The following is a 13610-nucleotide window of genomic DNA, read 5'->3' as shown; positions in this document are numbered from 1 at the left end:
GGAAGCCCGACAAGAAGGTTCTTGTACGTTCCGGCTGCGGCCATGGCCGGTGAAGCGCGAGTCGTTGCCTGTTAGGAGCAGCCTGACCATGGGTGCCCTCGAAGCACGGGCAAGGGGATTTACCCCAGGGGCTGGCCTACGCGATCTCAATCAATTGCGGTTAAGTGATGGCATGGCTGCCCCATCGCTGCTTTTCGGATTTCCAATCAGGCCCCTCTCTCCCGACACGGCAGCGTGGGCGGGCTCTGATTCCTCCGGCCTAACTCTCCTTCGCAGTTCAACGGCGGCTATGGGCAAGGCGACCCGCTCTGGCGGGACCACGGATCCCGGCGACAGGGACCCGCGGGCCGGCACAACCCAAGGGCTTGGGCGCGGCAGCAACCGCCAAATGACTAGAGCCAGTCGACCCACCGGGAGCGGGGCCACTGGCCGGTTTTGAGCGGTCAGGCGGAGCGGCTGCGCAGGACTTCTTCGACACGGGAGGCATTGCCCTGGATGTGCTCAGCAACCACGGCCGTTGCCAGATCCACGTCACGGGCCTTGATGGCGTCAAGAATTATCCGGTGCTCGTCAATGATGAGCCCAGGCCTCGCATATTCCTTCTCGCCGATTGAGAGAACCATCAGGTAGAACTCAAGTTCGCGAACGAGCTGTGAAAAATAATCGCTGATGCGCGAACTCTCCAGCATTTCGACTATGGCGGAGTGGAAGGCAAGGTCCTTGGACACGATCGCGCGGGGCTCTCCCGCCCCAGCTGCAGCCACGAGCTCCTCAAAGGCTTTTTCCAGTGCCTTGATACGAGGTTCGCCTGGGTTCTTGGTTCCAGCAGCAGCAACCTCCAGAATTCCTCTTGCCCTGTAGAGCTCCATGACATCGGCGGGCGTGGGGTCCCTGACCACTGCTCCTCTATTGAACTCATAGGTGACTAGGGAGCTGCGTTCAAGAAGTCTTACGGCTTCGCGGACGCTGTTGCGTGAGACCCCCAGGGCACTTGCTATGGCGCTCTCCCTCAGAGGGTCACCCGAGCGAATTTCCCCGCGCATGATTTTTCCCATGAGGCCTGAGGCGACCTGCTCCGCCGTGCTCGCCCTATGCAGGTCGATGTCATCAAAAGTCGTCACCTTACGAGTATAGACAGCGGCAAGGAACAGTTCTACTGTAGAAATGTCCTACAATTAATGAGAGCCCAACTTTCACTTGAGGAGAATAAGATGTCACCGAACGAAGCTCCGGGTGCCGCCCTGTGGAGCGCGCAAGCCCATATGCCGTCCATAAAGGACCGACGCGTCGTCATTACCAGTGGTTCTGGCGCCTATGTGGAGACTTCGGACGGTGCTAGGCTCCTCGACGCAACAGCAGGGCTGTGGCACGCTAACCTGGGTCACGGCCGCGAGGATCTTGCGAAAGCTGCGTACGATCAGCTCCGCAAAATTGAGACTTATCACGTGTTCAACCGCTTCGCGAACGACAAGGCGCTGGCGCTGGCTGACCGATTGGCTCCCTTTGCCCCCTTCAAGAACGCCAAGGTCATCTTCGGCAGCGGTGGGTCCGAGGCTGTCGAAACCGCCTGCAAACTTGCCCGCCGCCATTGGCAGCTCGAAGGCAAGCCGCAGAAAATGATGATACTCAGCCGTGCCAACTCCTACCACGGCATCCATGCCTACGGCACCAGCATTGCCGGTATCGAAACCAACAGGGAGGGCTACGGAACCGATTCGCTCATTCCGGAAACCGCCCGAATCCACCACCTCGACATCGAATCAGTCAAGCTGCAGGTAGCCGAAATCGGGGCGGACAACATTGCAGCCATCATTGCCGAACCCATCATGGGAACAGGAGGAGTTTTCCCGCCCCCACCTGGCTACCTTGAAGGCCTGCAGAAGATCGCGAAGGATAACGACATCCTGCTGATCGCCGATGAAGTCATCACCGGGTTCGGTCGAACCGGTGAAATGTTCGCTAGTACTTTCTTCGGGTTCACCCCGGACATGCTCCTGATGGCTAAGGGCATCACCTCCGGATACTTCCCCATGGGCGGTATTCTCGTCGCTCCAAGGATCTGGTCACGCTTTTACGAGGGCAAGGATGCGCCCATCTACCGGCATGGCACTACCTACGCCGGCCACGCGGCCGGATGCGCTGTTGCATGGGTCCATCAGGACATCATGGAGCAGGAAGAAATCCTGCCCCGAGTCAGCGCACTCTCAACAACGTTGGGCCGCGAACTAAAGCGACTGGCCCCTCTTGGCGAAGTCAAGGACATCCGCAACAGCGGCCTTATCGGCGGCGTGGAATTGGTCGAGGGCGTATCTGCCGATTTCGTGGCCGACCAGGCCTTGGAGGCCGGGGTTATTCTGCGCGCTCTGCGCGGAAACACTGTGCAGATCAGCCCTCCCTTCATCGTTACCGAAGCAGAAATCGCCCGCATCATCGATGTCATCGGAGAGTGCGTGCACAAGGCAGGAGAAAAAGCGTGACAAATATATCTGCAAATCCGGCGCTGTTGGCAGCATCCGATCGCATTCTCACCTCTCTCGATGGTCATTTGCGGATCGGCGCTGGCCTGGAAACAACTGGTAACCAGATTGCCGTTACAGATCCAGGTACGGGCGCACGCATCGCCACCGTGGCCGACGCCGACGTGTCCATTGCAGCCGATACCGTGACCGTCGCCTATGAAGCCGGTCGGGCATGGGCAGCGACAAGCACCCGGCACCGAAGCGATGTCCTGCGTCGTGCCTACGACCTCCTTATGGACCGCAGCGAGGAATTCGCACTGCTGATCGCCCGCGAAATGGGCAAACCCCTTGCCGAGGCGCGCGGTGAGGTCACTTACGGAGGCGACTTCCTGCGCTGGTACGCAGACGAAGCAGTCCGTCCCGGCGGCAATTACCGGCCCAGCCCGTACGGAGATGCCCGTCTTATCTCCAGCAGATCTCCGGTCGGGGTCTGCTTGCTGATCACTCCCTGGAACTTCCCGCTGGCAATGGCGACCCGGAAGATCGGTCCGGCCCTGGCGGCGGGATGCTCTGTCATTCTAAAACCCGCGTCACTGACACCCCTTACGAGTTTGCTTTTTGCAGACCTTCTCGTAGAGGCCGGGGTGCCAGCCGGGGTGGTTAACGTCGTCACTACCAGCAGCTCGGGCGCACTGAGTTCTGCAGTGATGTCGGATCCACGCGTGCGAAAGGTGTCCTTTACCGGATCAACAGAAGTGGGCGTCCGGCTAATGGAGCAGGCTGCCAGGAATGTGCTCCGCAGCTCGATGGAGCTGGGCGGAAACGCTCCCTTTCTGGTGTTTGACGATGCCGATCTGGAGCACACGGTGGCCAGCGCCATGCGTGCAAAGCTGCGCAACTGTGGCCAATCCTGCATCGCAGCAAACCGGTTCCTGGTCCAGGACGGGATTGCTGACGCCTTCACAGAAGCTTTCACCGAAGCCATGTCCAAAATTGAAACAGGACACGCGCTCGGCGACGGAGTAGGACTCGGTGCGCTGATTGATGACCGCGCTGTCGCATCGATGCAGAAGCTCGTCGAATCAGCCATCGCGGAAGGCGCAGTCCTGCGCACCGGCGGAAGCGCCCTCGAAGGGGACGGCAACTTCTTCGAGGCCACCGTCCTTGACAGGGTGAACGCAGGCAGCGCCATAACCCAAACTGAAATCTTTGGCCCCATTGCGCCCATTACCCGGTTCGGCTCAGAAGCCGAGGGCATTACCTTGGCAAACAGCACGCCGTTTGGCCTAGCAGGTTATGTCTTCAGCCAGGACGTGGACCGCACTTTCCGAGTGGCGGACGCCCTGGAAGTGGGGATGGTGGGCCTCAACCAAGGGGTCGTCTCAAACGTCGCCGCCCCATTCGGAGGCATCAAGCACTCGGGGCTCGGCCGCGAAGGCGGCGCCGAAGGCCTCGAGGAATACCAAAACACCCGTTTTTACAACCTCGCTACCAAGTAGCTCATACTCAGGAAGGTCCACCCATGAAGGTTGGAGTTGTAAAAGAAATCAAGCCCTCGGAGAACAGGGTCGGCCTAACCCCCGCGGGAGTCAGCGCACTGACCGCGGACGGGCACAAGGTCCTCGTCGAGTCAGGAGCCGGGGTAGGATCCGGCTACAACGACGAAGTGTATGTAGCGGCCGGGGCACAGCTCGGTTCCGCGGACGAAGTTTGGGGTGAAAGCGATCTCCTGGTCAAGGTCAAGGAGCCCATTGCCCAGGAATACCGCCAACTGCGCGCAGGTCAGACGCTTTTCACCTACCTTCACCTGGCCGCGGACCAGCCCCTCACCGAAGCGCTTATGGCTGCGAACACCACGGCCATCGCCTACGAAACCGTTCAGGACCATAGTGGTTTGCCGCTCTTGGCGCCTATGAGCGAGGTAGCAGGACGTCTTGCCGCACAGGCCGCGGCCCACCAATTGCTGCACGTCTCCGGCGGTCCTGGCCTGCTGCTCGGTGGCAGCCCGGGCGTACCTGCCGCCAAAGTCGTAATCATCGGCGGCGGTGTCGTAGGGACCCAGGCTGCAATCGTCGCAGCAGGACTGCAGGCCGAGGTGACCATCCTGGACACCTCCCATACCAGGATCAGGCAGCTTACAGAGCTGTTCGGAACACGCGTGCGGGTGCTCTCATCGGATCCGCTTACGTTGGCAGATGAAATCTCCACCGCAGACGTGGTCATCGGGGCCGTCCTCGTCCCGGGGGCCGTCGCTCCCAAGGTCATCCGGCGCGAACACCTTGACCTCATGAAACCCGAAGCTCTGCTCATCGACGTCGCAATTGACCAGGGCGGGTCCTTTGAGACCTCAAGGCCCACGACGTACGACAACCCGACCTTCGAAGTAGACGGCCGCACCCATTACTGCGTGGCCAACATGCCCGGGGGAGTCCCGCGTACCTCAACTCGGGCTCTCACCAACGCCACATTGCCCTATGTCCGGAAGCTCGCCGCACTGGGAACACGGAAAGCAGTGGAGACAGATCCTGCGTTGGCCAGGGGGCTCAATGTCGATCAAGGTGCACTGGTTTACCCCGGCGTCAGGGAAGCTTTCCCCCAGCTCGTAGGTTAGGGCTTTTCTGAAGTTAGAACGTGATGGTCCCCCCGCACCTGCGGGGGACCTCGCGTTCTGCCATTCTGACCAAGCGCGGATAGGGCCATCTGCCCGCCTTCCGGTGCTACTGAGCCGGGAGCACCTCATTACCAGCGCGCTTAACTTTCGGTAGGAGCTTGTAGTGCCTAAAAGCTGTCTCCAGCAACCTACGCTGGAACCGAAGGGGCGCGCCGAGCGCCAATCGTCTCCTGGAGGGAAAAGGCATGATGCCCGCTGCCATTCGAGGCGCGTCGGACTGGACTACCAGGATCGGCTTCGCCTTTATCGGTGTTCTGCTCATCGCAGTCAACCTTCGGGTGTCCCTTGTCACCGTGGGACCGGTACTCGCGAACATTACCAGCGAACTTGGCCTATCCAGTGCCGCAGCAGGGTTCCTCACAGGTCTTCCACTCATTGCTTTCGCCATCTTCTCACCCGTCGCTCCCGGCTTCGCTTCCCGGCTGGGTCTCGACCGGGCGCTGTGGACGTCACTGCTGATCCTCGCCTCGGGCATCATGCTTCGCTCCTTACCGGTGCCCGGCTTCATCTGGGCGGGCACCGCACTGATCGGCTTGGCTATCGCGTTCCTCAATGTACTAGTGCCTTCCCTCGTCAAGCGGGACTTTCCGATGAGGGTCAGCCAGGTCACCGGAAGCTACTCCGCCACGCAAGCCGCCTTCGCCGCGATCGGGGCCGCCGTCGTCGTTCCCGTGGCACAAACGTCCCAGGAGGGATGGCGTTTTGCTCTCGGAATGTGGGTGGGACTTGCTCTTATTGCCATGGCGGTGCTCCTGCCGTGGCTGCGCCGGCACGGCTCACACACCCTGACCACCACCAAGCCAGAGGTTTCCTACCGGTCGCCCTGGGCCTCAGCCCTGGGCTGGCAGGTGACCATCTTCATGGGGCTGCAGTCGATCGCTTTCTATGTTCTGATGGCCTGGCTGCCCACCATCGAACAAAGCCGCGGGGTCCCGGCCACTACTGCCGGCATCCATCTGTCCGTTTTCCTGCTTATCAGCGTCTTCGCCAGCCTTGCCACTGGGGGAATCCTGCACCGCGGTTCAGACCAACGGCTTGTATCGCTCGCCAGCGGCGCACTGATGTTCGTGACTTTTCTCGGGCTGGCATTTGCGCCGGACCTTATATTGCTGTGGGTCCTTCTGGGCGCAATCGGGTGCGGGAGCCTTATTGTCATCGCTCTGTCACTGTTCAGCCTCCGGACCGTGAATTACCCTCAGGCAGCCTCATTGTCGGGAATGGCGCAATCTGTCGGCTATGGTCTAGGTGCTGTCGGGCCGGTAATGTTCGGCGGTCTTCGCGACCTCAGCGGAGACTGGACGCTGCCGCTCCTCGTCACCGCAGGCATCATGGCTGCTGTTTCCGTGACCGGTGTGCTCGCCGGACGCGACCTGGTCATCGGCGGTCAAAGTCACACATGAGGTATGATCTTCTGTTTGGCTGTGAGGCGCCACCTTGAACCGGCGTACCTTTGTCCGAGTCGGCGCCTAGTTCGACAAGCGACCGGAAGTTCATGTCTTCCCTCCGGGTCCTTCAGGGATTCTTTCTATCCACGCGTATTCCTACGCCAGTTGCGGAAAGCGGACGTGAAGGACGGCGATCGCCGTAGCGGCGCCCTCGGGCTTAGCGGATCGCGGCTGGTGAGTGAGGTCTATAACTGCAACGCTTCAATGATTACTGGCCCTGCCCCGAAGTCTTTGGACTTCGTCAGAGGTGGTATCTCAGTACGAAGCCGCTCACTGCATTCTTAGTTTTCTCAGGCCTAAGGCATTTAGCTGTTTATGGTGCCTCCGGGAGCTGTAGTTCGAGCAACAGGACACTGAACCTGATTGCCCGATCGGGGCCTTCGTAAGCCGGCGTACCAGACATCGTCGTCTCCTTCAGCGATAAAGGTCGATCTCGAGGGGCAACGAGAGCATCCTCTAACTGTCCATGCGGGCCCTTTTGGAAGAAGAGTTCAAGGCGGTCTTTGGCGGCACGACGTGCACCACTACTGCTTGGGCGGTTTGATATTCAACTGATGCAACTGCCCAAGTGGACGCCGAGCCTCGGTCTGGTCTTCCCCGAGGCAAGGGCTCACGAAGGTGCCGCCTAGGTAGCCGGTGCTGGTCCGAACACTCGAGGGCCCAATCACGGATATCCGCTTCCCGAAGATGTACCGGATCCGCATCGAGAAGGCCGACTACGCTTCCGTCACAGTTATGGCAACGCACTTGGCTCCCTTGTTTGAAGGTTGGGCGCTCCCGCGATCTGAGAGCTGAGGGCTTCGTCGGCAAGTACTAGGGGAGACCCTCAGGGTCAGTCGCGTTTCCGTCTACCGTTGACTGGCCTGACTACGGCGAACCGGTTTGAACGAGGGTTCGGCCCCCGGGCCTACAAAGTGCTCGTTCACTTCCACTTCCTGTAAACAGCCTTATTCAACGCCTCACAAAGATAGTCCGCAGGTAAGGTGGAAGGAGTTTATTGAAAAACTGGGCAGGGCGACGTCATGCGTCCGCTAATGTTTCCCGCTGGTCGCGCCGCAGGGGGTGATCACTGGGAATCTCAACCAGCACGATGCGCACGCCGTCCGGGTCCGTGATCCACATTTCCACTAACCCCCATGGCTCCTTCTGCGGCTCGCGTATCACTGCTACGCCAGCTGCAAGTAGTCGCTGGTGCTCGAGCTGCACGTCGCGAACCTGGATCCAGATCGCCATCGTGCCGCCTGATGGATGGGCCGAATGCCCACTGACCTCAAGGAAACCGCTACCGAGGAAAAACACCAGGCCCGGAACATCATCGTTCCCGAATTCCCGGTAAATCGCCAGGCCCAGCGTGTCCCGGTAGAAACGGTGGCTGCGCTCAAGGTCGGACGGACAAAGCAGAATGCGGCTTGCAAGGACTTCCATAGTTTCCATCTTGCCCTCGAAGGCCCGAGCTTTGACGGCAGCACGCCGGCGAATTCTGTGTCGAAACCAACTCCAGCTGCCTTACGCTTAGACAGTTCGTGCCTTCGGGCAGGCTTGTCACAGGTACCCCTTAGGCCTCGTGGGCAAGCCGGCGTTCGCTAGCTGTCAGATGCCTGGTAAGACTTTCCTCTGCAGGATTCACTTTTGTCCTTGCAGTACGTTCAGAAGTGCTCGCCAGTTGGCGTAGATTGACCGCAAGTCCGCCCCAGGCGCCGACTCAACTCAGCTGGCCGCTTCGGGATACTCCCCCGCCTATTTTCAAGCGCCGATAATGGAGATTCTGTAAAGCTGCTTATGACGTCATTGTTAGGGGTCGCTTGTCGGCGCGGAACGAGACGGCCTCGGATTTGGGCCGTTGTGCATCAGAAGGTTTAGTAGGGAACTTCCACGTGGATGTCTTCCGAGGCCTGTCCTGTCAGGCGCGCCGCTTCGGTTCGCACGGCGTCGGCTATGGCGTCGATGTTCCGCGCCGTGGCGCGGAGGGCTGGCAGTTCTTCTGTGCCGAGGAGTAGTTGTCCGTCCGCGGCGCTGATGATGTGGGCGGTGAGCTGCAAGGGGATCCTCTGTTTCGTCAGAAGTCTCTGTCGAGGGTGCCGGTTTCGGTTACGGGGGCGGTGGAGGACGGGTTTCCCTGGGCTGTGGTGACAGTGGATGTCGGTGTCCAGACCATGGCTGCGGCAGTGCTGGAAGTGCGCAGGCTGCTGCTGCCGCTGGCAGGGCTGCCGAGGGTGATGGTGACGACGGTGCTGGGTACGCCAGAGATGGTGGAGTTGGCGGCTGTCATTGTTGCGTTGAAGGTGATGGTTTTCCGGCTCCGTGCCAGGTTGTTCTTGGTGTTTACGGATCCGAGGTTGATGGTGCTGCCGGGGCGTTGGATATCGAGGGTGTCACCGCTGTTGCCCAGGCCCAGCAGGTTTCCGTCGCGAAGCCGTACGGTCACCGGCAGGGCATTGCCGGTCCAGCCCGGGGTGACGGTGGCCGGGTTCACGGCTTGGCTGTAGGTAAAGGTCATGGTGTCGCCCGTGCTGAGCCGGCCGGCGGTCCCGGAGCCGTTGGCGGCCTGGATATCGGTTCCGCGCAGGGGGCTGTTGTCCACTCGTCGGCCGGTCACGGTGGCGGAGGTGGTTTCCCTGCCTGCGGTGTCGGTGAGGACGGCGCGGATGTCGTACGTCCCGTCGGTGATGGTGCGGGTGTCCCAGGTGCAGGTGTACGGGGCGGCGTTAAGTGTGCAGCGGGTGGTCCAAGTGCTGGTGCCTGCCGGCGCCGTCTGGATCCTGACAGTGCCGATCCCGGCGCTGGAGTTGGCGGCAGCAGTCAACGACACGTTGCCTGTCAGGTAAGCGCCTGGGTCGTCGACGGAAACGGAGGCGATCGTGTTGTCCACGGTCCGGTTGCTGACCGCAGCGGAGGTGGTGGACGATCCTGCCTCATCTGTTGCAATGGCGCGGAAGCTGTACGTGCCGTTGGGCACGGTTGTCGTGTCGAACCGGCAGGAGTATGGAGCGGTGTCGGCCGTGCACAGGGTGGCCCAGGTTGTGGTTCCGGTGCGGGCGTATTGCAGCTGGACATGGGCGATCCCGGAATGGGCGTCACTGGCCTGGGCGGTGATACTGCGGACACCGCTGAGCGGGGTGCCCGGATCAGTCATGGTTACCGCTGGTGCCTGGTTATCGACCAGCACATCAGTGATGGTCTCGGAGTAGGTGACCGAGCTGCCGGACACGGCTGCCGAGCGGAGGTCGTAGGCCTGATTGGTGAAGGCCGTCGTGTTCCAGGTGCAGTTGTACGGAGCAGCAAGGTTGCTGCAGAGCGTGTTCCACCTGTTGCTGCCGGCCACGGAGTATTCGACCCTGACGGTGTAGTTGCCACCGGCGGGGTTGTTGATCGTCGTGGCCAGCGTGACGGTGCCGCGCTGGAATTCGCCCGGGTCGGTCAGGTCCACGCTGAAGGTGTTCGCCACCCGCGTTTCCATGGTCGCTGAGGTGCTGGTCAAGCCGGTGTTGTCTGTTGCCAGGGCCCGGAGGTCGTACCCGCCATCCGGTGTGGTGGCCGTGTTCCACGCACATGAGTAAGGGGGAGCAGCTACGGTGCAGAGCTGCGTCCAGGTGCTGCTGCCCGCGGGGGAGTACTGGATAGAGACTGTGCGGATGCCCGTTTCGGCGTCGGCGGCCTCGGCGGTCAGGGTGACGGTGCCCTGCACCGTGGCTCCGGGCGAGGTCAGGGAAACAGACGGCGGTGTCCAGTCCGGTGCGGCGCTGAAGGTGTTGACGGCGTTGGCAGTGGCCGCCGTGAACGCCGCCGAGGAAAACACTGCGGCCCCTGCGAAAACCATGACAGTGAGGGCCGCTACGATTGCGGCGGCGGCCCCCGCCCGCACCGACAGCCGCGGGATGTCATTGACAGGACCGGGAGTTCCGGCGCCATCTGGCCTTTCCGGACCGCCTGGCCCGGCGCCGGGCTTTTCCGATCCCGATTCTCCGGGCCCGGGGTCTTCCGGTCCTGGTTCATTGGCCGGGTAGCCGGCGAAGAGTGCGGCGGCCACGGCCAGCAGCGTAAGCACCGTCCAGAGCACCAGGGCAGGGAGATTGCCTTTGGCCAGCCAGAGACCCGGTAGCCCGATGGAGGGGATGAGCAGCCGTGCCTGCCCGGTGATTTGTTCGCGGACCAGCGGGGTGCTGTCCAGGTCGGCGTTGGCGTCACCGGCGGTGACGTAGGTCCCGTCCTGGTTTGCCGCGACGATCCTGTGCAGGCGGGTCTTTTCGACACCACCTGGTTCGGCCGTTGCGGGGCTGGTGAATTCCACGACCCCGCCCACCGGAACGGGTGCAGTGTTTTCGAGGGCGGATGCCAGGACGACATCTCCGGGGCTGATGTGCGGTTCCATGGATCCGCTCTGCACCACGGTGCCGTGCCAACCTGCCAGGGCGGGCAGGACAGCGATCAGGGCAAGGCTGAGCATCACGCCCAGGTACAGCCGGGAAGCCAGGCAGGCAAGGAAAAGCGCCCAGCCGTCCGCGGAAAACAACGCGCCCACGCCGGAGAAGACCGGGTGAGCGCCGGTCCTCTCCGGAGTCACAGGATGGTCAGCGCCGTCTGCGGGTTACGGGGTCGGCGCGTCGTCCGACTGCAGTTCCCAGACCAGATCGATGCCAACCCGGGCGCCCTGCAGGGCGTTGATCGCGTCCTGGCTCATGCCGGTGGTGTCGAAACGCCATGTGCCGCGGTAGCTCTGGGTCTCACCCGGGGTGCCGGTGGTCTGCCACGGCGCGCCGCCGGTGGCGAAGTCACGGTTCACCGAAGCCAGGGTCGACAACGGCAGTTCGGGGACCTGGTTGGCGGTCGGGGTGAAGCCGGTGCAGTCATTGAAGGACCCGCCGGTGCCCTGTTCCAGGTCAAAGAAGATCCTGTCTTCCATGCCGCGGGAGGTGATCAGGTTCTGGGTGTAAGCGCGGACTTCGCCGGCGACGTTGGACTGGGACGTGACCACGATGCATTTCTGGCCCGTCTGGCCGGGAACGATGTTTTCCACCGTGAACGCTGCAGCGCCCTGGTCATCGTCGGTGAGAACGACGTTCCCCGTGCTCCAGGAGTTGCCAGCGTTACGGGTGTTGGCGGTAAAGGCTGCCTGCGAACCTTGCCAGACCATGCCGCCCGCGACCAGGACGGCGAGGGGGCCGGCGGCGAACATCGCGAGTTTACGGGTGCGTGCAGAAGGAGTTTTCATGACTGAGACCTTGTCTTTGAACCGATGTGAAGTATTGGACTACTTGCCCTATCCGCCTGTCGGACCCTCCCCAGGTATCCGTCAGCCCCAAGCACTGACCAGCTTAGATTACGCCTACGACAAGCTACTTGACAGTATCTGTCATGACAGAGGCTTCGAGTCGCCCGCACCAAGATGAATGGAGAAGGCGCAGGTCACGAGAGGCTTAGAAAAATTGTCTGGGGTAACTCCGCGGGGGAGCGGCAATAGCAGCGGCAAGGGTTTCCTCCGGAGGTTGAGGGAAATTGCGTTGCTAGGGAGCTGTTGGGGTAACTTCCTGTGTGATGGGAGGGCAACGGGGACGGGGCCCTCCCTAAGTGCTAGTTCCTGGCGGCCAGAGCTGTGGCGAGAGCGTTGGCGGAGGTAGTGGAGCTGTTGATCCGCCAGTCGACTTCCTTGTTGTGGTGGAACCAGACGAAGCCGGTGACATCGGATTGTGCTGCCAGGTAGGAGACCAGGGCTGTGTTCCAGCTGGCCTTTGATCCTCCGGCTTCAGCTGAAGCAATCTCCGAGATGATGATCTTCTTGCCGGGTGCCAGGCTGCGCAGCGCTGCCAGGCCGTCGCCGAGCAGGGCGGAGGGTGAGGTCCAGGAGCTCCACGACTGTGACGTGCCCCAGTTGTAACCGTCCAGGGCTACGGTGTCGACGTATCCGGCACCGGGATAGAGCCCGGTCAGCGGGGTCGACCCCCAGTAGGGTACGTTCGGGCTCCAGACCCACTGCACGTTGGAAGCACCTGTTGCGGCCACAACGTCGTGGACGTGGCGCCAGGCAGCAACGTAGTCACCGGCACCGTTTCCGTTTGCCGCTTCGGCCCAGGGGTACCAGTTACCGTTCATTTCGTGGGCGAAGCGCAGCATGACCGGTTTGCCCCAGTTCCTCAGGGCAGTGCCCCACTGCTGAAGGTAGGTGTCGAAGTCTCCGGCCGTGATGCGGTCCAGTGCGTAGGCCGGCTGGTTGGCACCGTTTCCGCTCCACAACCAGGGCTCCCACGTGATGAGGCTCGTGGCGCCGCGGGCGTTTACGGCGTTCAGGTCCGCGATCGGGGCCGCCTGGCTGAAGTCCTTGTAGGACATGATGATGGACGGGTTTTCGTTGACCAGGGCGGCGACCGCGTCCAGCTCGCCCGTGGCCAGTGGGCCACCGGGTGTCGATACTCCGAAGCGCAGCGGGTCCGAACTTATCGGCGGGGCGACTGTTGTTGTCGTTTGGGTTTGCGCGGACATCGTCATCAGGGCTCGTGGGTCCGCTGTCGCGCTTGGGGAGCCGGCTCGCAGGGAGGCGGGGCTGTACGTGACGGCGTAGGGAGCCGAGGCCGTCACCTTACGCGCCTTGGCCGTTACTGTGACCGAGGCTGAGCTCGTCTGCGGGATAGTCACAGCGGCCGTGAAGGTGCCGTTGGATGTGGTGGTGAATTCAACGATGGTCGAACCTGCCGTGATCGTCCCGGAGGCATGAGGACCGAAGCCAGCGCCATTGACTGTTACCGAGGCCCCTGTCGGCCCGGAAGTAGCACCAAGGGAAATTTCGGCCCGGCCTGCGGCCCCAGCAGGTACTGCAATGCTGAACAACACGGCCAGTGACAGGACAATGCCCGTAACGATTGATTGAAAAAGACGTTTTTTACCCACAGATACTCCCCAACATTTTTCTTAGAATCACTGCCCTGCATGGTGGCTTGGCTCAGCCCCCGCGATGCTTTGTCTATGGCGCCTGGCAATGTTCTGCCAAACCGACGAACCGGAAGCCCTTTTTCGCGCGCCCAAGTCTCAGAGGAGGCGTTGAAA

The 13610-nt window shown here is 61.7% G+C and carries 11 protein-coding genes; 5 read left to right on the top strand and 6 right to left on the bottom strand.

The genetic code is table 11. The features are described from left to right. Positions 1 to 443 precede the first annotated feature (443 nt). Positions 444 to 1121: a GntR family transcriptional regulator gene (locus AC5RV1_RS09220; protein ID WP_493994300.1), complete on the bottom strand. Its 678-nt coding sequence runs from the start codon at positions 1119 to 1121 to the stop codon at positions 444 to 446. 57 nt (positions 1122 to 1178) lie between these two features. On the opposite strand from AC5RV1_RS09220, the gene AC5RV1_RS09215 reads away from it, so the two are divergent. The 4 genes from AC5RV1_RS09215 to AC5RV1_RS09200 all read left to right on the top strand — a co-directional run bounded on the left by AC5RV1_RS09215 (position 1179) and on the right by AC5RV1_RS09200 (position 6530). Next, entirely contained in the window at positions 1179 to 2477 is a 1299-nt protein-coding gene (locus AC5RV1_RS09215) for an aminotransferase family protein (RefSeq protein WP_493994299.1), read from the top strand. Next, entirely contained in the window at positions 2474 to 3958 is a 1485-nt protein-coding gene (locus tag AC5RV1_RS09210) for an NAD-dependent succinate-semialdehyde dehydrogenase (RefSeq protein ID WP_493994298.1), read from the top strand. Before AC5RV1_RS09215 ends, AC5RV1_RS09210 begins: the two co-directional genes overlap by 4 nt. Positions 3959 to 3981: 23 nt before the next feature. Beyond that, complete coding sequence (gene ald, locus AC5RV1_RS09205) at positions 3982 to 5070, top strand: alanine dehydrogenase (protein WP_493994297.1); 1089 nt, start codon at positions 3982 to 3984, stop codon at positions 5068 to 5070. Between the two features lie 245 nt (positions 5071 to 5315). Continuing rightward, a complete protein-coding gene (locus AC5RV1_RS09200) occupies positions 5316 to 6530 on the top strand; it encodes an MFS transporter (RefSeq protein WP_493994296.1) in 1215 nt (404 codons plus the stop codon). Positions 6531 to 7595: 1065 nt separating this feature from the next. On the opposite strand, the gene AC5RV1_RS09195 is transcribed toward AC5RV1_RS09200, so the two are convergent. From AC5RV1_RS09195 to AC5RV1_RS09175, 5 genes are all read right to left on the bottom strand, one after another. Next, positions 7596 to 8000, bottom strand: coding sequence for a VOC family protein (locus AC5RV1_RS09195; RefSeq protein ID WP_493994295.1), 405 nt, complete (start codon positions 7998 to 8000; stop codon positions 7596 to 7598). A 431-nt stretch (positions 8001 to 8431) separates the two neighbouring features. Beyond that, a complete protein-coding gene (locus AC5RV1_RS09190) occupies positions 8432 to 8614 on the bottom strand; it encodes a hypothetical protein (RefSeq protein ID WP_493948560.1) in 183 nt (60 codons plus the stop codon). Between the two features lie 17 nt (positions 8615 to 8631). Beyond that, positions 8632 to 11136 carry an Ig-like domain-containing protein gene (locus AC5RV1_RS09185; RefSeq protein WP_493994294.1) on the bottom strand — a complete coding sequence of 835 codons (2505 nt, stop codon included), beginning with the start codon at positions 11134 to 11136 and terminating at the stop codon, positions 8632 to 8634. A 24-nt stretch (positions 11137 to 11160) separates the two neighbouring features. After that, positions 11161 to 11784: a hypothetical protein gene (locus AC5RV1_RS09180; protein WP_493948562.1), complete on the bottom strand. Its 624-nt coding sequence runs from the start codon at positions 11782 to 11784 to the stop codon at positions 11161 to 11163. 359 nt (positions 11785 to 12143) lie between these two features. Further along, a complete protein-coding gene (locus tag AC5RV1_RS09175) occupies positions 12144 to 13145 on the bottom strand; it encodes a glycoside hydrolase family 26 protein (protein WP_493994293.1) in 1002 nt (333 codons plus the stop codon). A 10-nt stretch (positions 13146 to 13155) separates the two neighbouring features. Here AC5RV1_RS09175 and AC5RV1_RS09170 point away from each other — a divergent pair, with 10 nt between their 5' ends. After that, the gene (locus tag AC5RV1_RS09170; protein WP_493994292.1) at positions 13156 to 13281 is read left to right on the top strand and encodes a hypothetical protein; all 126 of its coding nucleotides are present in this window, start codon (positions 13156 to 13158) and stop codon (positions 13279 to 13281) included. Positions 13282 to 13610 lie beyond the last annotated feature (329 nt).

This window comes from Arthrobacter sp. Hb9-2 (genome assembly GCF_059091165.1).
Note: the sequence above shows the minus strand (reverse complement) of the source record. Positions and strands in the feature narration are given on the sequence as shown.

Bases quoted from the DNA above. Each gene is read 5' to 3' on its own strand.
- AC5RV1_RS09215 (WP_493994299.1), top strand. From the start codon at position 1,179: ATGAGAGCCCAACTTTCACTTGAGGAGAATAAGATGTCACCGAACGAA.
- ald (WP_493994297.1), top strand. From the start codon at position 3,982: ATGAAGGTTGGAGTTGTAAAAGAAATCAAGCCCTCGGAGAACAGGGTC.
- AC5RV1_RS09200 (WP_493994296.1), top strand. From the start codon at position 5,316: ATGATGCCCGCTGCCATTCGAGGCGCGTCGGACTGGACTACCAGGATC.
- AC5RV1_RS09195 (WP_493994295.1), bottom strand. From the start codon at position 8,000: ATGGAAGTCCTTGCAAGCCGCATTCTGCTTTGTCCGTCCGACCTTGAG.
- AC5RV1_RS09180 (WP_493948562.1), bottom strand. From the start codon at position 11,784: ATGAAAACTCCTTCTGCACGCACCCGTAAACTCGCGATGTTCGCCGCC.